This is a genomic window from Actinokineospora spheciospongiae (assembly GCF_003182415.1).
Taxonomy (GTDB): Bacteria; Actinomycetota; Actinomycetes; order Mycobacteriales; family Pseudonocardiaceae; genus Actinokineospora; species Actinokineospora spheciospongiae.
Genome location: NZ_QHCP01000004.1, coordinates 409042 through 435468, shown reverse-complemented (window position 1 = coordinate 435468; position 26427 = coordinate 409042). Strand labels below are relative to the sequence as shown.

General features: G+C 73.2%; 26 protein-coding genes. 13 read left to right on the top strand and 13 right to left on the bottom strand.

The features are described 5' to 3' along the window. Positions 1–90 precede the first annotated feature (90 nt). Genes DFQ13_RS12975 through DFQ13_RS12965 form a run of 3 tightly spaced genes read left to right on the top strand, consistent with a single transcriptional unit; the run spans position 91 to position 3030 of the window. Entirely contained in the window at positions 91–783 is a 693-nt protein-coding gene (locus DFQ13_RS12975; RefSeq protein WP_110079977.1) for a phosphatase PAP2 family protein, read from the top strand. A 22-nt stretch (positions 784–805) separates the two neighbouring features. Then, positions 806–2326, top strand: coding sequence for a sensor histidine kinase (locus DFQ13_RS12970; protein WP_181399954.1), 1521 nt, complete (start codon positions 806–808; stop codon positions 2324–2326). Positions 2327–2346: 20 nt separating this feature from the next. Further along, positions 2347–3030 (top strand): response regulator transcription factor, encoded by a 684-nt coding sequence (locus tag DFQ13_RS12965; protein ID WP_110079975.1) that lies wholly within the window; start codon positions 2347–2349, stop codon positions 3028–3030. Here DFQ13_RS12965 and DFQ13_RS12960 read toward each other — a convergent pair. Together DFQ13_RS12960 and DFQ13_RS12955 are read right to left on the bottom strand one after the other, a co-directional pair. Continuing rightward, positions 2992–4386, bottom strand: a complete 1395-nt coding sequence (locus DFQ13_RS12960) for an amidase (protein WP_219994399.1) — start codon at positions 4384–4386, stop codon at positions 2992–2994. The genes DFQ13_RS12965 and DFQ13_RS12960 overlap by 39 nt on opposite strands. A gap of 41 nt (positions 4387–4427) precedes the next feature. Continuing rightward, positions 4428–5033 (bottom strand): TetR/AcrR family transcriptional regulator, encoded by a 606-nt coding sequence (locus tag DFQ13_RS12955; RefSeq protein ID WP_181399953.1) that lies wholly within the window; start codon positions 5031–5033, stop codon positions 4428–4430. Positions 5034–5229: 196 nt separating this feature from the next. On the opposite strand from DFQ13_RS12955, the gene DFQ13_RS12950 reads away from it, so the two are divergent. From DFQ13_RS12950 to DFQ13_RS12935, 4 genes are all read left to right on the top strand, one after another. Further along, on the top strand, positions 5230–5508 hold the full coding sequence (locus DFQ13_RS12950) for a GlsB/YeaQ/YmgE family stress response membrane protein (protein WP_035282621.1): 279 nt from the start codon (positions 5230–5232) through the stop codon (positions 5506–5508). 123 nt (positions 5509–5631) lie between these two features. Then, positions 5632–7026 (top strand): NAD(P)/FAD-dependent oxidoreductase, encoded by a 1395-nt coding sequence (locus tag DFQ13_RS12945; RefSeq protein WP_110079972.1) that lies wholly within the window; start codon positions 5632–5634, stop codon positions 7024–7026. Positions 7027–7050: 24 nt separating this feature from the next. Further along, positions 7051–7917 (top strand): alpha/beta fold hydrolase, encoded by an 867-nt coding sequence (locus DFQ13_RS12940; protein ID WP_110079971.1) that lies wholly within the window; start codon positions 7051–7053, stop codon positions 7915–7917. 41 nt (positions 7918–7958) lie between these two features. Next, positions 7959–8525: a PadR family transcriptional regulator gene (locus DFQ13_RS12935; RefSeq protein ID WP_110079970.1), complete on the top strand. Its 567-nt coding sequence runs from the start codon at positions 7959–7961 to the stop codon at positions 8523–8525. A 60-nt stretch (positions 8526–8585) separates the two neighbouring features. Here DFQ13_RS12935 and DFQ13_RS12930 read toward each other — a convergent pair whose 3' ends face one another. Continuing rightward, positions 8586–9197, bottom strand: coding sequence for an ABATE domain-containing protein (locus DFQ13_RS12930; protein WP_110079969.1), 612 nt, complete (start codon positions 9195–9197; stop codon positions 8586–8588). 133 nt (positions 9198–9330) lie between these two features. On the opposite strand from DFQ13_RS12930, the gene DFQ13_RS12925 reads away from it, so the two are divergent. Beyond that, complete coding sequence (locus DFQ13_RS12925) at positions 9331–9792, top strand: nuclear transport factor 2 family protein (protein WP_110079968.1); 462 nt, start codon at positions 9331–9333, stop codon at positions 9790–9792. A gap of 48 nt (positions 9793–9840) precedes the next feature. On the opposite strand, the gene DFQ13_RS12920 is transcribed toward DFQ13_RS12925, so the two are convergent. Both DFQ13_RS12920 and DFQ13_RS12915 read right to left on the bottom strand, forming a co-directional pair. After that, positions 9841–10476, bottom strand: a complete 636-nt coding sequence (locus DFQ13_RS12920) for a response regulator (protein ID WP_035282628.1) — start codon at positions 10474–10476, stop codon at positions 9841–9843. After that, positions 10473–11546, bottom strand: a complete 1074-nt coding sequence (locus DFQ13_RS12915; RefSeq protein ID WP_110079967.1) for a sensor histidine kinase — start codon at positions 11544–11546, stop codon at positions 10473–10475. The genes DFQ13_RS12920 and DFQ13_RS12915 overlap by 4 nt, the downstream gene beginning before the upstream one ends. Before the next feature lie 157 nt (positions 11547–11703). Between DFQ13_RS12915 and DFQ13_RS12910 the strand changes: the two genes are divergently transcribed. Beyond that, positions 11704–12309: a hypothetical protein gene (locus DFQ13_RS12910; protein ID WP_110079966.1), complete on the top strand. Its 606-nt coding sequence runs from the start codon at positions 11704–11706 to the stop codon at positions 12307–12309. A gap of 55 nt (positions 12310–12364) precedes the next feature. Continuing rightward, positions 12365–13522: a hypothetical protein gene (locus DFQ13_RS12905; protein ID WP_146241210.1), complete on the top strand. Its 1158-nt coding sequence runs from the start codon at positions 12365–12367 to the stop codon at positions 13520–13522. Between the two features lie 20 nt (positions 13523–13542). Here DFQ13_RS12905 and DFQ13_RS12900 read toward each other — a convergent pair whose 3' ends face one another. Next, positions 13543–14442, bottom strand: a complete 900-nt coding sequence (locus DFQ13_RS12900; RefSeq protein ID WP_110079964.1) for an alpha/beta hydrolase family protein — start codon at positions 14440–14442, stop codon at positions 13543–13545. A gap of 205 nt (positions 14443–14647) precedes the next feature. Here DFQ13_RS12900 and DFQ13_RS12895 point away from each other — a divergent pair, with 205 nt between their 5' ends. Continuing rightward, positions 14648–15343 (top strand): response regulator, encoded by a 696-nt coding sequence (locus DFQ13_RS12895; protein ID WP_110079963.1) that lies wholly within the window; start codon positions 14648–14650, stop codon positions 15341–15343. Between the two features lie 12 nt (positions 15344–15355). Here DFQ13_RS12895 and nhaA read toward each other — a convergent pair whose 3' ends face one another. The 5 genes from nhaA to DFQ13_RS12870 form a co-directional block, all read right to left on the bottom strand. Beyond that, positions 15356–16666 (bottom strand): Na+/H+ antiporter NhaA, encoded by a 1311-nt coding sequence (nhaA, locus tag DFQ13_RS12890; protein WP_110080153.1) that lies wholly within the window; start codon positions 16664–16666, stop codon positions 15356–15358. A 274-nt stretch (positions 16667–16940) separates the two neighbouring features. Next, positions 16941–17441 carry a DUF6114 domain-containing protein gene (locus DFQ13_RS12885; protein ID WP_110079962.1) on the bottom strand — a complete coding sequence of 167 codons (501 nt, stop codon included), beginning with the start codon at positions 17439–17441 and terminating at the stop codon, positions 16941–16943. After that, positions 17432–18034 carry a DUF6230 family protein gene (locus DFQ13_RS12880; RefSeq protein ID WP_110079961.1) on the bottom strand — a complete coding sequence of 201 codons (603 nt, stop codon included), beginning with the start codon at positions 18032–18034 and terminating at the stop codon, positions 17432–17434. The genes DFQ13_RS12885 and DFQ13_RS12880 overlap by 10 nt, the downstream gene beginning before the upstream one ends. 81 nt (positions 18035–18115) lie before the next feature. Continuing rightward, the gene (locus DFQ13_RS12875; protein ID WP_181399952.1) at positions 18116–19561 is read right to left on the bottom strand and encodes a wax ester/triacylglycerol synthase domain-containing protein; all 1446 of its coding nucleotides are present in this window, start codon (positions 19559–19561) and stop codon (positions 18116–18118) included. 80 nt (positions 19562–19641) lie between these two features. Beyond that, a complete protein-coding gene (locus tag DFQ13_RS12870) occupies positions 19642–20487 on the bottom strand; it encodes an alpha/beta fold hydrolase (protein ID WP_052021161.1) in 846 nt (281 codons plus the stop codon). A 393-nt stretch (positions 20488–20880) separates the two neighbouring features. Here DFQ13_RS12870 and DFQ13_RS12865 point away from each other — a divergent pair, with 393 nt between their 5' ends. Then, the gene (locus DFQ13_RS12865) at positions 20881–21621 is read left to right on the top strand and encodes an AfsR/SARP family transcriptional regulator (protein WP_052021162.1); all 741 of its coding nucleotides are present in this window, start codon (positions 20881–20883) and stop codon (positions 21619–21621) included. A 299-nt stretch (positions 21622–21920) separates the two neighbouring features. Beyond that, positions 21921–23135 carry a helix-turn-helix domain-containing protein gene (locus DFQ13_RS12860; protein ID WP_084175555.1) on the top strand — a complete coding sequence of 405 codons (1215 nt, stop codon included), beginning with the start codon at positions 21921–21923 and terminating at the stop codon, positions 23133–23135. Between the two features lie 130 nt (positions 23136–23265). Here the strand turns inward: DFQ13_RS12860 and DFQ13_RS12855 are convergent, their stop codons facing one another. Beyond that, the gene (locus tag DFQ13_RS12855; protein ID WP_035282651.1) at positions 23266–23496 is read right to left on the bottom strand and encodes a hypothetical protein; all 231 of its coding nucleotides are present in this window, start codon (positions 23494–23496) and stop codon (positions 23266–23268) included. A 259-nt stretch (positions 23497–23755) separates the two neighbouring features. Further along, positions 23756–26407 (bottom strand): RCC1 domain-containing protein, encoded by a 2652-nt coding sequence (locus DFQ13_RS12850; RefSeq protein ID WP_146241209.1) that lies wholly within the window; start codon positions 26405–26407, stop codon positions 23756–23758. Positions 26408–26427 lie beyond the last annotated feature (20 nt).

The window sequence follows — 26427 nt, the reverse complement described above, 5'->3', positions numbered from 1 at the left end:
CCGGCAGGCCGCCGACCCTGTCGAAAGACAAGGTGGGTCGATGGCTTCCGGCTGAGGCCCGAGGTCGCGGATCTCCCTAGCGTCGGTTCCATGCTGGAGTTCGTCGGAAGCGAAGAGCCGAGTGGCGTGGTCGGGGTTCCCGACATCAGTGCGGAGTGGTACCTCGACGTCGCCGGTCTGGGGGCGGGGAGTCCGGGGGTCGTGCGGGTGGCCGGTGCGATCGCCACCGAGGCGGTCGCCGGGGTGTTCGCGGTGGTGTTCGTGGTGCTGTGGTGGCGGGCGCGGCGTGGTTCCGCGGCGGGTGTGGCGCGGGCGGTCCTGGCCCCGGTGGTGACCGTCCTCGCCTACGCGGTGAGCGAGGTGATCAAGGACCTCTGGCAGGAAGATCGCCCGTGCCGGGTGTTCGGGGAGGTCGCCACGATCGTGGCCTGCCCGGAGTTCGGCGACTGGTCCTTCCCCAGCAACCACGCGACGATCGCCGGTGCCGCCGCGGTCGCGATCCTGTGGTCGAGCCTGCCCCTCGGCTGCCTCGCGTTCGGCGCGGCCCTGCTGACCGCCGGGTCCCGGATGTTCGTCGGGGTGCACTACCCCCACGACGTGCTGGCGGGTCTGCTGATCGGCGTGGCGATCGCGGCGGTCCTGCCGTTGTCCGCACGCGCGGTGACCCCGGTGATCGCCCGCCTCCGCGCACACCCAGGCGGGGCCGTGCTGTTGGGCCGCGGTCCACAGGGCCTGCCCTGGGATGATGCACCGACGATCACACTGCCGAGAGCACAGGGATGAGTGGCCGGGGATGATGCCGATCGTGCGCGCGGTGAGCCTGTGGGGGTGCACGGCCCTGCCGGTCGCCTGGGCGGCGGTCACCTCCTGGCCGGGCAGGCTGGCCCCGTGGGAGGCGGCGGGGTACCTGGTCGTACTCGCCGTGGTGGTGCCGCTGGTCCGGCACCGGCCCGTCGGGGCGCTGCTGCTGGCGATCGCCGCGTGGCAGGTCGCTTTCCTCTCCCGAGCCGAGGTGGACAGCACCCTGGGAACGGTCGTGCTGGCCGCCGGGCTCGTCTCGACGAGCTTCCTGGCCGGTCGGCACGCTTCGGCAGGCCACCGGGGCGTTGTGGTGCTGGTCCTCGCCGCGGCGGGCGCGATCACCGCGGCGTTCGTCGTCACGGGCGGGGTCGACACGGCGATCGCGTCCGCCGCCGGAACGGCGGTGCTCGCGGTCGTGCCGTGGTCCACCGGCCGTTACCGGCGCCGGTACGTGGAGATGGTCGAGGCCGGGTGGGACCGCGCCGAGCAATGGGAGCGGGACGCCGACCGCGCGGCGGAACAGGCGCGGACGCGGGAACGGGCGCGGCTCGCGGCGGAGATGCACGACCTGGTCGGGCACGAGCTGGCGCAGGCGGCACTGCACGTCGGCGCGCTCGAAGTCTCCCCCACGCTCCCGGCGGAGCACCGCGACGCAGCCCACGCGGCGCGCGCGGGCGTCACCAGGGCGGCGGAACGGTTGGCCGACGCGGTCCGCCTCCTGCACGCCGAGCAGGACGAACCCGTCGAGTCCGCCGAGGAGGTCGTCGACCGGGCGCGGCGGTCCGGCCTGCTCGTGGACCTGGTCACCGGTGGTGCCGGGCAACCGGAACCGGTGATCGCGCGCACGGTCCACCGCGTCCTCATCGAATCGATCACCAACGCGATCAAGCACTCCCCCGGCGCACCGGTCGCAGTCCACCTGAGCCATCGCCCGGACCGCCTCGACGTCCGGGTCGTCAACGGGCCTGCCCAGCGGACCCCGGCCGACGCGGCGGGCAGTGGTCAGGGGTTGCTCGGGCTCGCCGAGCGCGTTGTGCTCGTCGGCGGCCGGTTCGACGCCCGCCCCCGCCCCGACGGCGGGTTCGAGGTCACCGCTTCCCTCCCGGCCAAGCCGGTCACCACGACCACGACCCGCGCCCCGGTGACCCACGCGCACCGCAGGCTCGCGGAACGGCAGGTGCGGCGCAGCGCCCGCCACACCGTCCTGCTCACCGCCTGCATCTCCGCGGCCGTCGTGGTCAGCACGCTCGGGTACCTCGTCTTCGACGCGGCGACCTCCGTGCTCCACCCCACCGACTACCAGCGCCTCTCCCCCGGGCAGGCCGAGTCCGAGGTGGCCGACGTGCTGCCCGCGCGGACCCGCGTCGACGACCCCGGCACCGGTCCGCCCCCGCGAGCCGGGGCGACCTGCCGGTACTACAGCACGCACCCGAACCCGTTCGACCAGCGGCGGCACGACCTCTACCGGCTGTGCTTCCTGGGCGGGCGCCTGGTGGACAAGGCCCTGCTCACCCGCGACCCGTGACCGGCGGGGATGATGCGGGCATGATCCGGGTTGTCCTCGCCGACGACGAGGCGGTCGTCCGCATGGGGGTCCGCGCGGTCCTCGCCGCGGCGGACGACATCGAGGTCGTCGCCGAGGCCGACACCGGGCGCGCCGCCGTGGACGTCGTCCTGGCCCACCGCCCGGACGTGGCCGTGCTCGACATCCGCATGCCCGGGCTCACCGGGCTGGACGCGGCAGCGGAGATCCGCGGGCTGGGCACCGGCACGGAGGCCCTGGTCCTGACCACCTTCGCCGACGACTCCTACATCTCCCGGGCCCTCGGCGACGGCATCGGCGGGTTCGTGCTCAAGACCGGCGACCCGCACGACATCATCGCCGGGGTGCGCGCGGTCGCGGCGGGCGCCGCGTTCCTGTCCCCGCCGGTCGCCAAGCGGGTCGTCGACCACCTCTCCGGCAGCGGCCCGCGCCTGCGCACGACCGAGCGGATCACCGGGTTGACCGACCGCGAACGACAGGTGCTCGGCCTCGTCGGCGCGGGGCTGTCCAACGCCGAGATCGCCCGTCGCATCCACGTCGTCGAGGGCACCGTGAAGGTCTACGTCAGCACCATCCTCACCCGACTGGACGTCCGCAACCGGGTCCAGGCCGCCGTCATCGCGTACGAGGCGGGTCTGATCCCCCGGTCACGCGTCGACCGGGGGCGGGACGAGCGGGGCACGTGACGCTTCGACGACCGCTGCCGCGGCGAGGCAGTCGTCCTCGCGGTACGCGCGGCCGATGATCTGCACCCCCGCGGGCAGTCCGTCGTCGAGTCCCGTGGGCACCGCGACGGCGGGGAGCCCGGCGAAGGTGGTCGCCACGTTCAGCGCCATGGCCCGGCCGTAGCGCTCGTTCGCCTCGGCGTCGGCCCGTTCCAGGTCGGGCGGTGGGGCGAGGCGGTCGTACACCGGGCCCAGCACGAGTGGGAACTGCTCGCCGAACCGCGCCAGCGCCTTCCGGACCGCCATCAGCGACGCGGTCGCGGCGATGTACTCCGGGAGCGCCGCCGGGGGTCTGCGGTCCATCGCCAACCGCTGGTAGCTCCTGTCCTCTTCGGACAGGACCGTGGCGATGCGGTCCCAGATGAGCCCGAACTCGGTGTTGACCAGCACACCGTAGGCGGACAGGGCCTCGTCGAGGCCGGGCAGCGCCTCGACCTCGGTGACCTCGTGGCCCGCCGCGGCCAGCGCGTCGGCGGCGTGGTCCAGGGCCGCTGACACCGCCGCGCTGGTGCCGACCCCGCCGGGGTCGCGGACCAGCGCCACCGGTTGGGGTGGGCTGTCCCCCAGCCGCGCGGGGACGGGGAGTGCGCGCGGGTCCCGCGGGTCCGGACCGCACAGCACCTCGTGGACCAAGGCCAAGTCGTCGACGGTCCGGGCGATCGGGCCGTCGACCGGGAAGAGTTGCGAGGCCAGGGACGGTTCGTCCGAGCCGATCCGGTGGTCGGCCGGGTAGCGGCCGGGCGTGGGCTTCAACGCGGCCACGCCGCAGAAGTTCGCGGGCAACCGAAGCGAACCCCCGGCGTCGTTGCCGAGGCCGAGCACGGCCATGCCCGAGGCCACGGCCGCGGCGTCGCCACCGCTGGAGCCGCCGGGCGTGCGGTCGGGGCGCCACGGGTTGGCCGTGCTGCCGAACAGTTCGCTGCGCGAGTGCATGCCCGCCATCGTCAGCGTCGGCATGTTGGTGTGGCCGACGAACACCGCGCCCGCCCGCCGCAGGCGCTCGACCGGTGGGGCGTCCCGCGCGGCGACGTTGCGCGCGAGGAACCGGGCGCCGTGCGTGGTGGCCAGGCCGCCGACGGCGATGCTCTCCTTGACGGTGAACGGGACCCCCGCCAGCGGGCCGACGTCCGCACCGCGCGCCTGCCGGGCGTCCAGCGCCTCAGCCTCCCCCACGGCGTCCTCGGCCCGCTGCGTGATCGCGTTGACCGTCGGGTTCACCCGGTCGATCCAGGCGAGTGTGTCGCGGACGAGGTCGGCCGCCGAGACCGTCCCCGCGCGGACGGCGGCGGCCAGCTCACGTGCGCCGATGGTGATCATGCGCATTAATATACGACGTCGTATATAACTTGTCTCCCGCGTTACCGACGGACCGCCGCCTCGAAGAACGCGCCGAGTTCCGCACCGACCCGCTCCGCCGCCGCCGCGTCGGTGACCCGGCCGGAGCGGATCTGCGTGTCGAGCGCGACCCGGATGACCTCGGCCGCGAGCCCCACGTCCAGGTCGCGCACCAGGCCCGCCCGCTGCCCGTCCCGGAGCAGGGCGACGAGTTCCACCGACCCGTCGCGGGCCAGGTCGGCGTACTCGACGCCGCCCGCCGCCCCCCGGTGCCGGACGATGGCGGCCAGCGCGCAGGCCTTGGCTGGTTCATCCGCGATGAACCGGACGCTCTCCACGATGTAGGCGGTCAGCCCCGCGAGCGGGTCGGGAGCCGCGGCGACCGCGGCGGCGAGCCGTCGCCCCGCCTCGGCGACGATTGCCGCCAGCACGGTGTCGACGAACTCGGCGCGGTCCGCGAAGTTGCCGTGGAAGGCTCCACGGGTGCAGCCCGCGGCGGCGGCGAGCCGATCCAGCGACACGTCCGCGACCGGGTGTTCCGCCCACAGCGCGATCGCCGCCGCCACGAGTCCCCGCCGGGTCTCGGCGCGGCGTTCGGCCTGCGTGCGCCTGCCCCGGGTGGTCCTCACCGGTTCGCCCGGCCCACCGTGCGACGACATCGGTTCCACCGCTCCCCTCTCGCACGAACGTACCGCCCACCTGCGCGCTCACCCGCAGGGCGGACCGGCGTGATGGTGATCGCCCGCGAATTCGGCGTTGGGCCGATTGAGGGACGGGCGGGCGGGGTATTTCCCCGGCAAGGCGAACGTCGTCGAAGGAGTGGACGTGACTGTCTCAGGGATCATCAGCGCACTGGTCGTCGGTCTGATCATCGGGGCGCTCGGCAGGCTCGTCGTGCCGGGCAAGCAGCACATCCCGATCTGGCTGACCATCGGCATCGGCATCGTGGCCGCCATCATCGGCACCTTCCTGGCCAACGCCCTCGGCGTCGGCGACACCCGGGGCATCGACTGGATCGAGATCGTGTTCCAGGTCGCCCTGGCGGGTGCGGGCGTGGCCCTGGCAGCCGGTCTGTACGGCCGCAGGGGCGCGGTTCACCGGTAACCCCATACCTCAACCGACCAGCGCCGCCACCGGAGTTCCGGTGGCGGCGCTGGTCGTTCGTGCGCGGATCGAGGGGCAGCGCACGGGGTTGACCCAACCTATTAAACAAGTTATATATGATTCGTGACATATGACAGGCAGGACCGGGCCGTGGTGCTCGGTGCCGGGATCGCAGGTCTCGTGGCCGCCCGGGTCTTGTCCGAGCACTACGACGAGGTGGTCGTGGTCGAGCGGGACGAACTCCCGGACGGTCCTGGGCACCGGCGCTCCACGCCCCAGTCGCAGCACGCGCACGGCCTCCTGGGTTCCGGTCGGCGGGCACTGGTCGGCCTGTTCCCCGGGCTGAGCGCGGACTTGGCCGCCGAGGGGGCGATCACCCCGGGCTCGGGTGATCCGGCGATGGGCGACCGTTCGCTGTTCGTCGTCCGGGGCGGCACGACGATCCGGATACCCTCCTGGTGGAGCGCGGGCTTCGCCGCCAGCCGGGTCCTCGTCGAACACGCGGTCCGCAGCCGGGTGCGGGCACTGCCGAACGTCGTCGTGCGGGAGGGGACGGCGGTCCTCGGGCTGGTGACCGATCGGACCCGCAGTCGGGTCACCGGGGTGCGGACACCCGGCGGCGACCTGGGCGCGGACCTGGTCGTCGACGCGTCGGGCCGGGGTTCGTCGCTGCCGCGGTGGTTCGAGCGGGTCGGGCACCGGCCGCCGCCGGTGTCGGTGGTGCACTCCGACGTCCGGTACGCCAGCGTGGTGACCGAGCCGGACCCGTCGTTCGAACCCGAGTGGCTGGCCGTCCTCGGTGGCCAGGCCGAGTCCGGCTCGTCGGTGGGCGGGGTGGTGCTGCGCATCGAGCACGGCCTGCTGCACATCTCGTTCGGCTCGGTCGGCGGTGGCCCGCCGATGCCGACCGACACGGCAGGACTGCGCGACTTCGCCGACCGGATGGCCGCGCCGGTCGTGGCCGAGGCGCTGCGCCGGTCGACCCCGGTCGGCCCGGTGCGCGCCTTCCGGGTCCGCAGCAGCACCCGCCGCCACTACGACCGCCTGCGCGAGGCACCACGGGGTGTCGTCGCGCTCGGCGACGCGGCCTGCGCGTCGAACCCGGTCTACGGCCAGGGGATGAGCGTGGCGGCGCTCTCGGCGATCGCACTCGGCCGGGTCCTGGCCACCGGGGGCGGAGCGCCGGGGTTCGAGCGCCGCGCGGCGCGAGCGGTCGCCGCCACGTCCGCCGAGGCCTGGCGCCTCGCCCTCGGGGAAGACCTCCGCCACGGGTGCCGCACCGAAGGCGTCCGCACACCGTGGACGACGCGACTCGGGCAGGGCTACCGCGACCGGCTGGAACGGGCGGCGGCGGTGGACCCAGAGGTGGCGTCGGCGTTCAACGACGTGCTCAACCTCCACCGGCCGGTGTCGTCGCTCGGCTCCCCGCGCATCGCCCGGCGGGTCCTGCGCCCGCTGCGGGATCGCGACCCCGGTCCCCTGTCGGCGACGGTCGCCGCCGTCCTCGGCATCGCCTGAACCCGCCCGAGCGAGGAGAACCGGATGTTCCAGCCCCAGTTCGTCGACGTCGACGACGTCCTGCTGCACGTCGAGACCGCGGGCCCGCAGGACGGTCCCCCGGTGCTGTTCCTGCACGGCTGGCCCGACCTGTGGCTCAGCTTCGCCGAGCAGATGACCGCGCTCGCCGGGCGCGGGCACCGGGTGGTCGCGCCGGACCAACGCGGCTACGGCCTGTCGTCCAAACCCGCGGCGGTCGCCGACTACGCGATGCCCCTGCTGGTCAAGGACATCGTGCTGCTCATCGAGCGCCAGGGCCTGGCGCCGGTGCACCTGGTCGGGCACGACTGGGGCGGCGCGGTCGCCTGGGCGGTGGCCATCGAGCGGCCCGACCTGCTCCGGTCGTTGACCGTCGTCAACTGCCCGCACCCTCGGGTGTTCGCCCGCGCCCTCACGCGGATGCCCTCCCAGGTGGCGCGGAGCTGGTACATGGCGGTGTTCCAGGTCCCCGGCCTGGCCGAGGCGGTCCTCGGCGCCCGTGGCGGCGCGGTCCTGGCGGCGATGCTCAGGCACGGCGCCCACCTGAGCGAGGCAGACCTGGACAAGCACCGCGCCGTCTGGCGCCACCCGGGCGCGATCCAACGGCCACTGTTCTGGTACCGGGCGATGTTCCGGTCACTGCCCGCCTCGATCCGCGCCCAGCCCGACACCCCGGTGCGCGTGCCCACCCAGCTCATCTGGGGCCACCGCGACGGCGCGTTCAGCACCCGCCTCGTCGACCCCAGCGCCGCCCGCTGCGACGAGTCCGAAGTGCACTGGCTCGACGCCGGGCACTGGCCGCACCGCGAACACCCCGAGCAGGTGACCGCGCTGCTCGAAAGCTGGTTCGCACGGCACGCGGACGACGGGTGACGATTGGTACCCTCCTGCCTGCGCCCGCCGGAAGGAACCCGATGCTGAAGTTCGCCCTGCTCGGCTTCCTGCTCCGCCACCCGATGACCGGCTACGACCTGGCCTCGGCCATCAGGAACAGCATCAACTTCGTCTGGCCCGCCCAACTCAGCCAGATCTACCGCACCCTGGGCCAACTGGAGAAGGACGAACTGGTGGTGTCCGAGGTGGAACCCCAACAGGGCCGCCCCGACCGCAGGGTGTACTCGGTGACCGACGCGGGCCGAACGGCGTTCGAGACCTGGACCGGCGAGCTGGTCACCGACCTGGACCCGGTCCGCGTCCCGTTCATGGTCCGCTTCTTCTTCTACGGCGCCCGCCCACCCCAGGAGACCATCACCCAACTCCAGGTGCTGCGCGACCTGCACGCCAAGGACCGCGACCGTCTCGCCACCGAACTGCGCGACCAGATCGCCGCCGCCACCGCCCACCACACCGGCGACGACCTCGACCCCCTGATCGTCGACTCCGTCCGCCGAGCAGGCGAGATGATGTCCCAGACCTGGGTGGACTGGATGGACGAAACCATTGAGCGCCTGCGCAACGTCCCCCCGCGATCGACCACCTGACCCGACGCCCCTCCGGCAGCGACGGCTCACGGCGAAGTGGTCCTCTCGGGCCTGCTGCGGCTATTCGGTGGCGGCAGTTCGGCTGTGCCTGGCGTAGTGCCTGGCCGCGCGGGCGCGGTTGCCGCAGGCGGTTGAGCACCACTCTCGGCGCGGGTGGTCCTTGAGGAAGTAGAGGACGCAGCCGGGGGCGAGGCAGACGCGCAGGTCCAGGTCGTTCCACCGGCCGAAGAGGGTGACGGCCTCGGTGGCGAAGGCGCGCAGGAGAAGGTCGTCCGGTGATCCGGAGGTGTGCGTCCTCTCGGTCACGGTGCCGTCGTCGGTCAGTTCGAGAGCTTGCCAGGTGTGGGCCGTGCGGGCGTTGTGGTTGACCGTGTGGAGCGCGGTGTCGAGGGAGGTCATCGCGGACGCGGCCCGGGAGCGGGGGTCGGCGGTTCGCTCGGCGGCCAGTCGCCGCAGGGCGTTGCGCAGGTCGCGGAGGCGGGCCAGTCCGTTGTCGGACAGGTTTGCCGGGTTGGGCGGTTGTGGTGCCAGTGCGGTGAGCCAGTGGCGGGCGTCCCGGGGGGTGGCGAGGGAGTCGTGGATGCCGTGCCGGTCCGCCCAGATGGTGTTCACCAGGTCGATCGGCGGTGCCTGCCCCAGCAGCGGGGGCAGGGTGAGCTGATCGGCGGTCACACCTCACCCTAGCCCTTCTAACGGATGGGGCGCAGTTCACCCGTTGACACCAGTCGATCGTCGCGCCTACTCTTCTAACGGATTGTATAGCTTCTTACCGTTAGATGCCCCTGAGCTGAGCAGGAACACCGCCATGTCTGAATCCCGTCCCCCGTTCCCGCCCTTTGACGAGGAAGGCGCCCTGCGGAAGGTCCAGGCCGCCGAGGACGCGTGGAACACGCGCGACCCGGGTCGGGTGGCCCTCGCGTACACACCGGATTCGGTGTGGCGCAACCGCGACACCTTCGTCACCGGGCGGGAAGCGATCGTGGAGTTCCTGACCGCGAAGTGGGAGCGCGAGCAGGACTACGCGCTGCGCAAGGGCCTGTGGGGCTTCCGCGGCAACCGGATCGCAGTGCGGTTCCAGTACGAGTGGCACGACGACCGGGGTCAGTGGTGGCGCAGCTACGGCAACGAGCTGTGGGAATTCACCGAAACCGGCCTGATGTCCCGCCGCGAGGCCAGTATCAACGACGTGGCCATCGGCGAGGCCGACCGCCGCTGGTTCGGCCCCCGCCCCGAAGCCGAACACGGCCGGGACATCCCGCTCCGGTGATCGCGGTACGGGTTCACACCCGACCGCAGGCGGAGCGATCGATGCGCCTCAGATGATTCCGTGGTCGCGGGCGTACACGGCCGCCTGGGTGCGGTCGCGCAGGTTGAGGCGGGTGAGGATGCGGGAGATGTGGTTCTTCACCGTGCCCTCGCTGACGTAGAGGTGCCCGGCGATCTCCTTGTTCGTCGCGCCGCCTGCCACGAGGCGCAGGACGTCCCGTTCGCGCCCGGTCAGGGGTGGGGTGTGCGGTGCCCGTGGGCTTTTCGGTGCCGTGAGGGACTTCGCGAGGCGGGTGGCGATGGTGGCGTCGAGTTGGGCGACCCCGGCGTGGGCGAGGCGGACGGCGTTGGCGAGGTCGGGGGCGGGGAGGTCTTTGAGGAGGTAGCCCGCCGCGCCCGCCGTGAGGGCTCGGACCACGTACTCCTCGTCGTCGAAGGTGGTGAGCATGATGATCCTGGTGGTGGGCAGGCGGTCGCGGAGGATGGTGACCGCGCCGACGCCGTCGAGGACGGGCATGCGCACGTCCATGAGGATCACGTCGGGGGTGGTGGCCAGGGCCCGGTCGACGGCGTCGCGGCCGTCGACGGCGGTGCCGACGACCTCGATGCCGGGCTGGATGGACAGCAGCGACGCGATGCCGTCGCGGATCAGGCGCTGGTCGTCCACCACGAGCACGCGCGTCACCCGGCCCTCCGGGGGACCACGACCGTCACCGTGGTGCCGTGCCCGGTGCTGCTGACCTCAAGGTCGCCGCCCGCGAGCACGGCCCGCTCCCGCATGCCGGACAGCCCGTGGCCCTCGCGGCGACCGCCGGTGCCCCGGCCGTCGTCGGCCACCTCCAGCCGGGCCCACGCGGGGTCGAAGTGCACGGCGATGCGGACCTCCGACGCGCGGGCGTGTCGCCGGGCGTTGGTCAGGGCCTCCTGGGCGGCCCGGTAGAGGGTGGTCAACGCGGTTTCGTCGGCACCTTCCTCATTCCCGTGGAACTCCACCGCGACCGCGGGACCCGTCGTCGACCCGACCAGCTCGCGCAGTGCCGGTTCGAGGCGGAAGCCCGCCCGCAGGAGGCGCACGGACCGCCGGACGTCCTCCAGGGCCTTCCGCGTCGACGCGCGCGCCTCGGCGACGGCCTCCACCACCACCCCGGGGTCGCGCTCCCGGAAGGCGTCGGCCCGCTCCAACTGCACCGCCACGGCGGTCAGGTGGTGCCCGAGGCTGTCGTGCAGGTCCCGGGCGATCCGGGTCCGCTCCGCGGCGGCCGACAGCTCCGCCACCCGCGCCGCCTGCTCCTCCAGCCGCGCGCGGACCCGCGCCTCCCCCGCCGCGGTCTCAGCCATGGCAAGGGCCAGCACGAGCCCGACGGCGAACATGAGCAGGTCGTTGACGTATTCGGCCTCCCCGAGCCACCCCGGCTCGACCACCTGGAAGACCGCGACCATCCCCGCTACGCACAACCCGCCCGCCAGCAACCCGACCCGGCGCCCGAAGGCCAGGTGGGCGGCGAACGGGGTCAGCACGAACAGCGCCTTCGCCAACCCCGAACCGTCCGTGGCGGCGGCCAGCCCGAACAGGACGACGTCCACCGCCAACGACAGCCGAGGGTCCCACTCCCGCCCCACGGCCAACACCCCGAACAGCACGAGCATGACCCCGCCGAACCCGAGGACGTCCACAGCGTCCCCGTGCACCATGGCGTAGTAGACCCCCGCCGCGAGCACCACCCCGTAGACCGCCGCTGACACCGCCCTGACCATGCGGCCCAGGCTACGGCCCACCCACCCGCCGGTCGCAGGCCCCGCGACGCGGTGTGGCCACCCGGCACGTGCCACCCGGCCAACGCGGTGTGGCCCGCTGGGACTCGATCACCCGGCCCCGCCGCTCCTACCGTCCACCCCGACGAAAGGAGCCACCATGGCCACTCTGACCACCCCGACCACCGGCACCACCGTCCCCCCGGGCCTGTTCCGCTTCGGCCGCGCGAGCGGCATCGCCGCGGGTGCGCTCATCGGAGTGCCGGGGGCGATCGAGGGGTTCACCGGCGAGACAGCCCCCACCAGCACCCTCGTCGGCGTGTCCCCTGCCCTCGCCTTCCCCTTCCTGATCGCCCTCTACCTCCGCCACGCCCACCCCCGCGACCGCTTCGCCCTCACCGCCTTCGCCACCAACCTGATCGGCCTCGGCCTCTTCGGCGCCTCGGCCTTCACCCTCAACCTGGCCCTGTTCCACCTGCCCCAACCGGCCTTGCAGACCCTCCTCGAAGGCCCGACCCGCCCGGCCCTGTTCGCCAGCGCCGCCCTCTTCGCCGTCGGCAGCGTTCTCTTCGGCGCCTTCCTCATCCGCTCCAGGACCGCGCCCACTGCCGCCTCTTGGCTCTACACCGGGGCATTCCCCCTGTTCGCCCTCCTGGCCCCGCTCCCCGACTCCCCGCTCACCAGCGCCCTCCACGCCGTCGTCGGCACGACCGTGGTCTGGCTTTCCCTGGACCTCGGCAGGCACCGCTCCGCCCCGGCCGCTTGAAGCCGGTGCGCGGCGAGCGGGGACACCGCCCGAACCCCTGTGGCACAGTGGAGCGGTGAACAGGACTGGGGGAGTTCTGGCGGCTCTGCTCGCCATCGTGCTGGTGGGGTGCGGCAAGGCGGAGGAGTCGGCGCCGCTCGGGTTCGCGCCGCACCCGGGGGCCGTGCAGGCGCCCTGGGCGCACGGCGACTGGGTGCCGGAGAACGTCGGTCTGCGGGACCTGGTTCCGGTCGGCGACTGCGTCGTCGGTGTCGGGACCTACGCCAACGGCTACCGGAACGTCAGCGCCAACTGGCTGCCGGACGCCGGGTGCGCCCGGTTGGACATCCGCCCCGCACCCGACGGGTCGGCGGGCGGCGGGGACTTCGCGGGAGAGCGCGGGCGCGGCTGGCCTGGTGGCGGGCTCGCGGCCACCTCCGTCGTGGCCGGGCCTGCGGATTCGGTGATCGGGGTGTACGAGAGCGGGCAGTTCGCGCGCCTCGACCGCACCGGCGAGGTCGTGCGGTTGGCGAAGCCGGGCAACGTCCAGCGGGTCACCGGTCTGGCGCGCGCGGGTGGCACGCTCGTGGCCGTGGGGACGGCGGAAGAGCCCGCGAGCAGCCCGATCGCGTGGGTTTCCACCGATGACGGCGCGACGGTGGCGGGGGTCCCGTTGCCGCGCGACCCGGCGAGCACCCACGCGACCGACCTGCCGTGGTCTGTCACGGCGGCGGGTTCGACCGTCGTCGCCGTCACCTTCGGGTCGCCGCTGAGCATCTGGTCCTCGACCGACGCCGGGCGCACCTGGACCGTCGAGCACCTCGACGACCTGCCGAAGTCCACCAACGTCGAGGGTGTGCTGCCGGTGGGTGACCGCTGGCTGCTCTACGGCTCCGCCGAGGCCGAGCGCGGCCCGAACCGGCCCGTGCTCATCTCCGGGACGCCGGGCGACTGGCGCCTCGACGACACCGCCGCCCTCGGCGAGGGCGGGATCGTCGCCGCCACCGTCGACGCCCGCGGCCTGCCCGTCCTGCTCGGCAGGACCTACCTGCCGCACGTGCCGGAGCAGAACCAGACGTACTGCTCCACCGTCTGGACCCGGACCACCACCGACTGGGCCCGCGGTTCCCTCGGCTGCGCCCAGCAACCCGCCACCGCGATCACCACCCTGCGCGACGGCAGGGTGGTGATCGCGGGCAACCGGGACCTGTGGATCAGGCCCGCTTCGGCTTGACGGTCAGCAGGGCGCCGGGATCAGGCGTTGGGGCAGGAGGCGGTGTACTCGGTCAGCCCGTCTCCGGTGGGGGCGGGGCAGAGGAACTGGTCGTAGCGGGTGTCCTCGTCGACGAAGCGCTTGAGCCAGGCGGTGGCGTACTTGCCGATCGTGGCGTTCTCGCGGACGAAGGTGCCGTGGTCGGCGCCTTGGACGTTGACCAGGGCGCGTTCGCGGGCCCCGGTCATGCTCCGGTAGAACGGGCGGGAGAAGGTGCCGATGCTTGCGACGTTGTCGGCACTGCCCGCCATGAGCATGGTCGGGGTCTTGACCGTCTGCCAGGTCTTGTCCTGGTTGTACGGTGCCAGCGGGACGGCGGCCTTGATGGTGGTCCGCTGGGAGACGGCGTACAGCGCGCCGCCGCCGCCCATCGAGTGCCCCATGACGGCGAGCCGCTGCGGGTCCAACCGCTGCCGGACCGCGGCCGGGGACGACGTGGTCAGGTAGTCCAGTGCGGACAGCAGTTCCCGGCCCCGGGTGGTCGGCTGGTCGTAGATGCTGTTGGTGGCGATGGTGATCACGACGAAGCCGCGGGAGGCCAGGCGCGGGCCGAGCCAGGCGACGGCGCTCTGCGGTGAGGTGTAGCCGGGCACGACGGCCACGCCGCCGTAGGTGCCGTGGGTGGTGTCGTCGGGGTAGTAGATGGTGGCCGCGCCGAAGCCGGGGGTCTGCGAATCCGCGATGGTGACCTGGCTGAAGGCCAGGTCACCGACCGGCTGGCGCAGGTTCGCGTCCGTGGGATCGACACCGTGGACGGGCACGGCGGCGGGAGCGACGGCGACGGGTGCCGCTTCCGCCCCGGTCGCGACGGTCAGGGCACCGGCGCTCAGCGCGATGGCGGAGGCGAGGGTGACCAGGGATTTGCGCGTGGTGAAGGACATCGGTGTTCCTCTACGTCGAGTGGCACCTACAGGGGAAACACACGCCACCAGGGGGTACATGTGTCCGGCGTGGACACCGACACCCACCGGGGTGGCCGGGCGTTCTCCTCGTTGTCGTCCGCCGTGTTCCGACTGTACGCAGACCGGCTTCCTTAAATCAACACCCGGTTCGACATTGTCGACCTATTGGGTATCGTGTACGACAATGTCGAACTACATACTTGACCTTGCGGCCCCCCTCCGGGTGCTGGTCGTGGACGGTGACCGCACCGCGGCGGGCACCCACCGCGGCCAGGTCGAGGGCCTGCCCGGCTTCACCGTCGTGACCACCACCCACACCGCCTCCGCGGCCCGGCGCGCGCTCGTGCACCGGCGGGTGGACCTGGTCCTGCTCGACCCGCGCCTGCCGGACGGGTCGGGCGTGCACCTGCTCCGGTGGCTGCGCGCGACCGGCCTGGACGTCGACGTGATCGCGGTCGCCGACACCCCCGACCCCGCCGGGCTGCGCGCCTGCGTCTCCCTCGGTGTGCTGCACTACCTGCTCAAACCGCTCACCGGCGAGCACCTGCGCCACCGCCTGGTCCGGTACGCGCAGTACCGCGCGGCGGCGGGCGGGTTCGACGGCCAGGAGGACGTGGACCGGGCGATGGCGGTGCCGCGCACCCCGCCCGCTCCCCCGGGTGGCATCAGCGGCAGCACCCTCGACACCGTGCGCGGGTCGCTGCGGGCGGCGGGCGGGGGTGGCCTGACCGCGGTCGACCTGGCCGCGCGGGTGGGGCTGTCCCGCGTCACCGCCCGCCGCTACCTGGAGTACATGGTCCTGGCGGGCAGCGCTGACCGCGTCCCGTACTACGGGACTGTCGGCCGACCACGGTTGCACTACCGGTGGTTGGGCGCCTGAACGGAACCCGGGTCAGTCGCCGCGCTGGTAGACGTCGGGTACGCCGTCGTGGTCGGCGTCGACGGATTCCTGTTCGCAGATCCGGCGGTGCGCCCGCACCCGCAGGCGCAGCAGCACCGTGGCGAAGACCGCGGCCACCACCGACCCCGTCAGCACGGCGATCTTGGCGACGTCGTCGCGCGGGGTGCCCAGCCCGAAGGCGAGTTCCCCGATGAGCAGGGACACGGTGAACCCGATGCCGCCGAGCACCGCGACCGCGACCACGTCGAGCCACCGCAGGTCGCTGTCGAGTTCGGCGCGGGTGAAGCGCACCGCCGCGTAGGTGGCCAGGGTGATGCCCACCGCCTTGCCCCCGACCAGCCCCAGGATGACGCCGAGGGCGACCGGGTCGGTCACCGCCGACACCAGCCCGCTCACCCCGCCGACGGTGACCCCGGCGGCGAAGAACGCGAACACCGGCACCGCCAGGCCCGCCGACACCGGGCGCAGGCGGTGCTCGAAGTGCTCGGCCAGCCCGGGGCCCTCCCCGGCGCGGCGGCGGATGACCGGCACCGCGAACCCGAGCAGCACCCCGGACACCGTGGCGTGCACCCCGGAGGCGTGCACCAGGGCCCAGGTCGCGGCGGCCAGCGGCAGCAGCAGCCACCAGGAGCGGATGCGCCGCTGCACCGCCGCGGTGAACGCCGCGAGCGGGACGAGGGCGAGCAGCAGCGGCCCGATCGACAGGTCGTCGGTGTAGAACACGGCGATGATGACGATCGCGATCAGGTCGTCGACGACGGCGAGGGTGAGCAGGAAGGTGCGCAGCGCCGAGGGCAGGCTGTGCCCGATGACCGCGAGCACGGCCAGCGCGAACGCGATGTCGGTGGCGGTCGGGATCGCCCAGCCGCCGAGCGCCCCCGGGTTCCCGATGTTGACCAGGGCGTAGACGACGGCGGGGACGATGACGCCGCCGACCGCGGCGGCCACCGGCACGATCGCCCGGCGCGGGTCGCGCAGGTCACCAGAGACGAACTCGCGCTTGAGCTCCAGCCCGGCGACGAAGAAGAAGATCGCCAGCAGCCCGTCCGCCGCCCACGTCCCCAGGGACAGGTCCAGGTGCCAGGCCGCGGGCCCCACCCGCAGCTCGCGCAGGGCGGTGTAGGAGTCGGCCCACGCGGAGTTCGCCCAGACCAGGGCGACGAGCGCACCGATGAGCAGCAGCACGCCGCCGACGGTCTCCTTGCGGAGGATGTCGGCGGCGCGGCTGGCTTCCGGCCAGGACCGCCGGTCGAGCGCGCGGGCCGTGGCACCGGGCGGGCGCTGCGGAGCGGGGTCGGGCATGGGGTTCTCGTCGGCCACGGGCGCCTCCAGGGGTGCGGTCATCCAGGCGCCGACCAGGCTTCCCGGCACACCACAGGCAAGGGCCTGACGCACTGACCGTAGTCGATACCGCGCTGTGCCGCAGCACACTGTGACGCGGCTCGGTGGCGGTGGTGGTCGTGCCCGCGACACGTTCCGGTGGGCACGCACCCGGTCCAGGCGGGCCACCGTTCGCGGGGTCCAGATGCGACACCGGCCCACCGGGGCTCTCCGCCCGCTCGCACGGAGGTGGATCTCAGTGTTCCCCCGGTGCGCCGGGCACCGACCGCCACCACCGCTGCCCGGCTGCCCCCTGCCCCGCTCGTGGTCGGTCGGTCCAGGCCAGGGCGAGAGCGCTGCCGATGAGGCCGCTGAGGGTGCCGACCAGGAACCCGCCCAGGTTGCTGGTCACCAGCGCGACGAGCGAGAGCAGGGCCGCCGTGGTGCCCGCGGCGATCCGGTACTGCGGTCGCACCCACAGCGACAGGCCGCAGATCGCCATGAGGGCGCCGATCAGCAGCGCCGAGACACCGCCGAGGGTCCTGATGGAGATCACGGCGTCGCCCAGGCGGAAGGTGGCGTACGGCGGTACCGCGATGGCCACCGCCGACAGCAGCAGGAACACCCCCGCGCGGAAGGGGCGGCCCCGCCGCCAGCGGGCGAACACCCTGCGCTGCCCGCCCGCCGCCGCGGCCCAGCGGCGGGCCGCCGGGCGCAGGCCCGCCAGGGTCGGGGTCCACGCGCCGGTCAGAAGCATCCCTGGTCACCCCTGCGCAACGAGAGGTCGATGTTCTTCAGCCGGATCGTCTGCGCGCTGGTGCTCCAGGACGTCTGGCGCAGTCCCACGATCGTGGCCCGGTCGGCCTGGAGGCCGAAGCTGCCGGGGTTGCCCTTGACCGGCCCCCTGTCCAGGCGGGCCGCGTCGACGCCGAGTTGCGGGCTGACCAGGGTGAGGTCGCCGCTGAGCCCGGCTACGCCGATGACCAGGTCGGTGGCGGCCATCCCGCCCGGGCCCGCGGAGACCATGACCAGGGTGATGTCCCCGACGACGGGGACCGAGCGCAGCAGCACCGACTGGCAGAAGTTGTCCAGCACCGCGCCGCGGAACCCGCTCACCGCGACCGGGTGCGCCGCGCCCGACCCCTGGTCCACCCCGACGAGCTGGACGAACCCGTCGCCCACGAGCTTGTCGGCGCTCACCTTGAAGCTGACGCCGGACACCGCGAAGGACGCCGCGACAGCGCCCTGGGCCATGCCGAGCACCAGCACCGCCGCCCCGGCCAGTCCCGCCCCGAGGGTTCCGGCGAAGCGCCCCCAGCGAGTGCGCCCACCTGTGTCGAACTGTGCCATCACACCGCACCTCTCGTATCGGTCTGGGTCGTTCCGGGTCTCGGCCGGGGAGGACGGGAACCGGTCACGCCGGTGGTGGGGTCACCGCCCGGCCCTGCGCACCGCGTCGACCACCGCCTCGAACTCCACTTCCAGGCAGCGGACGAGCATCCCGGCCTCGGCGACGGACGCGGGGTCGAGGTTGACCCCGATGCAGCAGTTCCCGTCGAACCAGACCATCGTCACCGAGATCGCGCCCCCGGGGAGCGGGCCGAACGGGTACAGCCGCTGGACCCGCGCACCGGCGAGGTACACCGGCTCGGTGAACGCCTTCATGCTGCTGAGCTGCACGTCGTGAGCGCCTGCCACGCGGCGGAACAGCGGGATGACGGCCGGGGTGGGAAGAGGAACGAGCAGTTCGGCCAGGTGCACCGGGGCCGCCGCCGCCTCCTCGGCGCGGGCGGAGGCGATCAGGTCGCTCACCACGCGCATCCGGCGGGCGTTGTCGGTTTCCCCCACCGGGGCGGGGAACCGGCCGACGGTGAAGCTGTTCCCGCTGGAGCGGGCACCGTTCTCCATCGCGATGGGGATCGCGACGGGGAGCGTGTCGAGGGTGACGCCGTGCCCCTCGTGGTAGCGCCGTATCCCGCCGAGCACCGTGGCGACGAACACGTCGTTGACCGACACCCCGTGGCGCGAAGCGGTCTCCCGCATCACGTCCAGGGGGACCTCCAACACGTCGAACCGCCGGGAGGTGCTCCGCCGGGCCAGTAGCGGGGAGGTATCGCCCAGGCCGGGGAGCAGGACGCGGAACGCCGAATCGACCAGCCGCTGCGCGTGCAGGAGAGTGCCGAACGGTTGCCGCAGCACCCGCCCGACCAGCCTGCGACCCTCGCCCAGCACGGCCGCCGAGCGCCCCAGCAGGCCGTGCCGCTCGCGGTCCTCGCCGTCCAGCGGTTCGAGCACCCGCAGCCGTCCCGGTCCCGGTCGCTCGTCCGGTGCGCGGCCGAAGGCCAGCGACATCATCCGCTGCACGCTCAGACCGTCCATGCTGCTGTGGTGCAGCTTGAGGAGGAACCCGGCCCGGTCGCCGTCGAGCCCCTCGACGAGCACCGCCTCCCACAGCGGGCGGGAGGGGTCGAACGGGGTGCGCTCCATGAGCTGGGCCAGGTCCAGTAGCTGCCTGAGGTCGCCGGGGGCGGGCAGCCGGACCCGGTGCAGGTGGTGGTCGAACTCGAAGTGCGGGTCGGGTGCCCAGCGCGGGGTGCCGATCCCACCCGCGGGCTCGACCACCCGTTCCCGCAACCGGGGGACCTGGACGGTCAGCCTGGTCCACTCCTCGACCAGGCGGGACCAGTCGGGCGCCGAGTCGAGCACGTGCACCAGCACGATGGGCGAGCGCAGCAGGGGCTCGCGCCCCGTGCGCCACATGACCGCCTCCATGCCGGTCATCCCGGAGTCGGCGCCCGGGGGGACCTCGTCGACGAACACCCTGCTGTCGACTACTTTCCCGCTGTCGGCGACTTTCCTGCTGTGGTGGCTGTGCACGTCCGCTCCTTCGGCCAGTGGGGTTGTGAACGCGGCGGGCCCGGCACCGACCGGGCTCCCGGTGGGGTCGGGCAGCGGGGTCATCGTTCGCGGACCGGTGGCGGTCGCCGCGACACCGCGCCGACGCGGTCCAGGATCAGCTCGGCGACGGCGTGCGGGTTCTCCCACAGGGCCAGGTGACCGCTCCTCGGGATGACGCTGTGCGTCATGACCCCGACCCGGTCGACCAGCGGCTTCGCGTAGACCGCCGCGGGCGCCATCCGGTCTTCCAGCGCCCAGGCGGCGTGGACGTCGTGGGCGCGGCCGTCGACCGGGCGCACGCCCGCCGACCCGACCAGCCCCCGCATGGCGGGCCAGTACGCGTCGGCGCGGACGAACCCGCGCAGCACCTCCACCGCGTCGTCCGCGGACAGGGTGTCCACCCGTTCCACCACCGAGCGGAACACGGTGTGGCGCACGGGCGCCCACCGCATCAGGAACGGCGCGTACGGGATCGTCAGGTGGGCGGCCAGGAAGATCGAGCTGAGCTGCGCGATCAGCCGCGCCCGGTGCCAGGCGTGCCGCCACGCCACCGGTGGGCACAGGACGGTCGTGGACAGCGCCCGGCCGCGGCGGGCGAGTTCCAGCGCCACCCACGACCCCAGGGAGTGGCCCACGACGTGCGCCTGCCGGAACCCGGCCAGGTCCATCCAGGCCTCCACCTCGTCGGCCATGACCTCCGGCATCGGCGATCGCACCGGGCCGTGCCACCGGGCTCCCCAGTGCCCCGCCGTCGTCGGCGCCAGGACGTCGCAGTGCTCCTCGATCAACCGCAGGACGGGGCGCCAGATCGGCCACGTCCCGCCGAGGCCGTGGATCAGCACCACGGGGTGCCCGCGGCCCGAGCGGTGGTGCGCGGGCGGGGGTGGCGTCGAATCCCTGCTCATACCCGGTCGGGTCCCTTCGCTCTCGGTCGCGTCCTGGGGCCGCCCGGGTGGCCGGGGGCTCCCCGAACGCGCGGATCACCGGTCGAGGTCGTGCTTGACGCTAGGGAACGGCTCCGACGACGGGCCGACGAATTCCGGACGCGCCCGCTGACATCCCACCGACAGGCACGTTCGGTGACAGGCGTCCGCTCACCTGGGGGAGCGGGGGAATATGCGAGCGGAACCGGCGACTGTCGGTGATGGAACACCCGCGCTGTTGGGAACTTGTTTCACGTCCAATTGCCGCCGGCCACCGCTGCGGTGCTGGCTCACCACCGGGCGGGCCCGCGTCAGGATGAGGTCGGGTGGGGCAGGCGGAGGAGGATGTGCATGCAGGTCCGGTGTCTTGGCCCGATGGTGATCGGAACCGGGCGGCGGGAGGTCGTCGTGCGGTCGTCCCTGCGGGCCAGGGTGCTCGTGGTGCTGGTGGTCAACGCGGGCGACCTCGTCTCCCGGGAGTGCCTGGTCGACGAGGTGTGGCCGAGCGACCCCCCGGCGGGGGCGGTGGGCTCGTTGCACGCGCACGTCAGCAGGCTGCGCGGGGACCTGGCCCGCTGGGGCGTCGGTGATCGCATCGACATCGCGGCCGAGCAGGGCGGCTACCGGCTCCGGATGACCGGCGTCGGTCTCGACGTCGAGGACTACGAGGGGTTGGCCGCGACCGCCCACCGGCGGCGGCGCACCGCCGCGGGCGAGGTGCCGGAACTGGCCAGGGCCGCCCTGCGGCTGTGGCGCGGCGAACCCTTCGAGGGGTTGGAACTGGGGCTGCGCGGCCACCTGGCCCGCGCCCGGCTCCAGGAGTCGCGGATGGCGTTGTTCGAGGCACTGGTCGACACGGCGCTGACCAGCGGCAGGCACCAGGACGTCGTCGCCGAGCTGCGCGAGCTGACCATGGTCTTCCCGTTCCGGGAGAAGTTCCACGAGCAGCTCATGGTCGCCCTGTACCGCTGCGGGCGGCAGGTCGAAGCCGTCCAGGCGTTCCACGGCCACCGCGAGCGCATCTCGCGGGAACTGGGCTTGGAGCCCTCACCCGCACTGCGCAGGCGGATGACCGAGATCCTGCGCCACGACCCGGCGCTGTGGCAGGCGGGCTGACCCCGGACGGGAACGCGGCCGGGCACCGGAAAAGTACCCGGCGGTCCCGCGGGCGCATTGATCCGCGCCCGCACATCAGCGCGGGAGTTGTGAGGTGAGTTACAGATTCCCAATCGGAAGCCCGCACTTGTCACCACCTCATACTTCACCGGGTTCTTCTTACGCGGTTCGAGCGCGAGGTGAGGCAAACCCTAAGTCGAGGATCACACCCGTTAGGCGCTAGCCCGCACCATCGGATCAGCGGATGATGATTTTCCGACCGAACTCGCCCACTCGCCGTAGAGGGATGGCCCATTCCCATGCGCGTTGTGCCTGACGGCAGGAAGATCGAGCAGCGTCGCCGGTCGAAAGGACTGTCCAGGAGAACACTGGCCGGTTTGATCGGGCGGAGCCAGGAATGGCTCAGGCAGATCGAAAAGGGAATGCGCCCGTTGGACAGCCTGGAGGTGCTGGGTCGCATCGCCGAGGCGCTGCGGGTGGAGAGCTGGTCGGAACTGGTCGACCTGCCGACCGGTCTCGACCTCGACGCCCGACCGGCCGGGCGCCAGGACTTCGTCCACCTGCTCTGGCGCTCGCTCCTCGGCGTGCGGGAGGGAGGATCGCGGGTCCCGGGGCCGCCCAGGGTGCCCGTGCTCGACCGCCGGGTCGCCGGTGTCTGGTCGCGGTGGCACGCGCCGGGCCGGAACCTGGGGGCGATCGCGCACGACGTCGCCTCGCTGCTGAACGGGACGCGCGAAGCCATGACGTGGTGCGCCGGGAAGCAGCCGCGCGAGCTGCCCGGCGCCCGGCGGGCCCACGTGCAGGCCCTGCAACTGGCGCGCGCGGTGCTCAGCCACGCCAACGAGCACTGGCTCGCCCACGTCGCGGCGGCGCAGTGCCTGGCGCTCACCCTGCCTGCCGAGGACGCCGTCCTGACCGGCGTCGGCGGGCACGGCGCGGCCCGCTCCCTGCTCGGCCTCGGCTTCGCCGCCGACGCCCAGCGCTTGGCGCTCGCCTCGCTGGAAGCGCTCGCCTGCGCCCCGGTGCCCGCCCGGCAGCGCTACGCCGCAGAAGGCGCCCTGCACCTGCTGGCAGCCGAAGCCGCGGCCCAGGCCAACGACGTGACCACCTGCCAGGAAATGCTGCGGGGGGCGGAGAAGCTGGCCGAGCGGCAGGTCCTGACGGGCCACCCGGTGTTCGGCCCGGTCTCCGCGCAGATCGGCGAGGTGCGCTCGATGATCCGCCTCGGTCACGTCGACCTCGCCGTCGACCTCGCCGAGAAGATCAGGGTGGACAACCAGCACCCGGCCGACGAACAGGCCGACCTCTACCTGGCGGTGGCCCACGCGCGGGCCTGCCGCCAGGACCACGTGCCCGCGCTGCTGGAACTGCTGAAACTGGAGCGCACAGCGGAGGACGTGCTCCGCTACGCCCCGCTCGCCGGGGAGACGATCCGACAACTGCTCGAAACCGCCCCGCACAGCCTGCGCGCGGAACTGCGCCGCCTCGACAACCTCGCCCGCGACGGCAACTGAACAGCCGGTGACGTCGTGACGAAGAACTTTCCGCTCCGCAATGGCGAACACCGGAGCCGCTGCCCGAACTCCATTCGGTGGAACCCCGCACGAACCGGAGTTCCGGATACCGCCGGGCGCACCACTGGGGTCAGGCGGAAGCCCTGGGTGCTTCCGCGATCCCGTCCTCCTCGACGACCTCCCGGAGGTCGTGTTCGAACAGGTCGACGAACTGCTTGGCGATCCGCCTGTCGTCGATTTCCCGCACCACGTCGATCGCGAGCCTGCCCGCGTCCGACGCCGCCTTCGGCTTGTCCTGCGGTTTCGCGACACGAACCTTGGCCAAGGCGGTGCGCAGGGGCATGACGTCGGCTTCGGACATCGCAGGTTCCTTTCCTGTGCCGTGGAGAAGCCAGCCGGCGGCAGGAGATCTTTTCCATCCGCCGGTTCCGTGGCAGTGGGATACCCCGGTTCGCGCACACCCAATCCCAGGCAGACAAGGACATGTTTTCATTTTCCGATACCACGATCGGGGGGTTTCATCGACGATTGGACGACACCGCGAACTTCCCCAAGATCGATTTCATCCCGGTTTCGGAGTTCTTTTCACATGACGCACCGGTCTCGTCCAGCGTGGACATTCATCGGAGGGCGGCGATGGCGGCCTCCAGGTTCGGTTGGGGGCCGATGTGGCGCGGGTCGGCGGCCGGTTGCGCGGCGCCGGTGGCCTTGAGGAGTTGGCGGACCCGCACCGGCGTCAGCGGGGGTCCGGACTCCTGGGCGATGCTCTGCACCACACCCACCGCGCCGACCACGATGGGGCAGGCGCCCGAGGTGCCGTTCATGTTGCTCCAGTACACCCGGTTCGGGTCGGTCTCGGTCGGGGTCAGGTCCTGGAGCGGGTCGAGACCGCCGCCGAGGGTGGCGACGCACCTGCCGTACGCCTGGAGGTCAACGCGCGACCCGTGGGTCGAGAAGGGCATCGAGGTGCGCTCGGCGGGCCTGCCGGGCACGCACTCGGCCGTGCCGGGGATGTCGGGCGGCTCTCCGGCCCCGACGACGATGGCACCGGAGTCCGGGCGGTCCATGACGGTGCGGGCCAGTGGGTCGTCGGGGTCGTCGAGGTCGTTGCCGCCGTTGCCCGCGGCCTCCACGACGGTGATGCCCGCCGCGGTGGCCAGGACGACCTCGTCGTAGACCGCCGGGTCGACCTCCCACGGGTACCAGCCGCCGGTCTCGCGGTCGTAGGACGAGATCTCGACGAGGATCACGTCGCCGGGCTCGGAGTGCTGCCTGGCGAGGGTCATCGAGCCGGGTTCGGCGCCGCTGGCGAGCTGCAACCGCGCCCGCGGCAGGATTCCGGCGACGCCGAGGCCGTTGTCCGCCTGGGCCGCCACGATCCCGATGACCGCGGTGCCGTGCACGCCCGCGGGGGTGCACGGCGAGGAGACCATCGTCTGCAAGCGCACCGGCGCGGGGCGGTCGGCCAGGTCCTCGTGGCAGGTGTTCCACAGGTTGCGCAGGCTCGCCGCGCGCTTCTGCACCGGGCTGCCGGTGGTGCTCCCGTCGCCGAGCTGACCGCTGCCGTTGGTCCCCCAGCCCCACAGCGCGCCGTCAGCGCCGACGGCCAGGCTGAACGCCGTGCCCGCGCCCACCAGCGACCGGGTGGCCGTGTCGCCGGGCGGGGACCGCACCTCGGACGGGGAGGACGCGTCCGCCGTGCCGCCGGTGCCGAGCTGGCCGCTGCCGTTCGCGCCCCACGCCCACAGCGCGCCGCCCTCGGTGACGGCGACGGTGTGCTGGTCGCCCGCGGCCACGTCCGTGGCCGAGTCGAGGTCGTCGACCCGGACCGGGGTGAGGCGCGTGGTGGTGGTCCCGTCACCGACCTGGCCGTGGGAGTTGTCGCCCCAGGCCACCAGCGTTCCGTCGAGCAGCCGCGCGACGCTGTGCCCGCCGCCCGCGCCGACCTGGGCGACGGCGCCCAGGTCCGTCACCGCGACCGGTGTGGCGCTGCCCGCGGTGGAGCCGTCGCCGAGTTGGCCGCTGTCGTTGGCACCCCAGGCGCGCACGGTGCCGTCGTCCAGCAGCGCCACCGAGTGGTCGCGGCCCGCGGCGACCCCGCCCGGCCGGGTCGAGACGCCGGAGAGGTCGTCGACCGCGATCGGGGTCGTGCTGAACGGCACCCCGGCGGGCGGTGCGCCGAGCTGGCCGTGGGAGTTGTCGCCCCAGGCGCGGACCGTGCCGTCGGAGCGGACGGCGAGCACGTGGGCGTCGTCCGCGCTGATGCTCCTGACGCCTGCGAGCCCGGGGACCGGCACGGGCGCCTGCCTGGCCGTCGTGTCGCCGAGGCCGAGCTGGCCGAGGTCGTTGGCCCCCCAGGTCCACACCGTGCCGTCGGTCGTGAGCGCGACGGAGAAGTCGGTGCCCGCCGCCACCGATTCGACGCCCGCGAGCCCCGGGACCTGCGTGAACACCGAGCTGCCCGCTGTCGTGCCGGTGCCGAGCTGGCCGCTCCCGTTGGCCCCCCAGGCGCGGACCGTGCGGTCGGCCGAGGGCACGTCGGCGTCGCTGATCACCGCCAGCGCGTGGGTCCGCCCGGCCGCGATCGCGCCGGGGCGGACGGCGACCCGGTCCGCGTGCCCGGCCTCGATGTCGGTCACCGTGACGTTCTCGCCCCCGCCCCCGGGCCGCGCGTTGGCCGCGTCCGCGCCGATCCCGGTGCCCGCGGTCGCGCCGACGGTGTTGCGGTAGACCTGGTTCGGGCGGAACGGGTCGGCCGCGGGTGACCGCGGTGGCAGTGGGGTGTAGGCGATCTCGACCGCGGGCAGGGCGTTGAGGTCGGCCACCAGCGCCCCGGCGCCGCCGGGCGCGGTGATGGTGAACCACGAGTTGAGGTCGGGCAGCTCTCGGTCGGCGCGCTGCTCCAGCCGGAGGCGTTCCCCGGTGACGACGTCTTCCGGGAGCGGTGTCATCGGGCGCATCGACGCGCCGGGGTGCCTGCTCAGCACGGTCCGCACGGCCGAGGCGTCCCGCGCGTCCTGGGCCACCGGCCGCCGGTCCCGGACGCGCACGGCGCGGTCGGCGCGGAACTTGACGGCGACCTCGGTGGCGGAGGGATCGGCGAGGACCGCCGCACGGGTCGCCTTCGCCCGGCTGTGGTCGTAGGCGGGTGCCCTGTCCGCGGTGGACACGGCCGCGGTCCACGCGGGCAGCAGCACGACCGCCAGCACGGCGAGCGCGACCACCGGCAGCCGTTTTCGGTGCTGTGCCTGCCATTCGACGGTTGCGGACATCTCACTCCCCCGGTCGACCT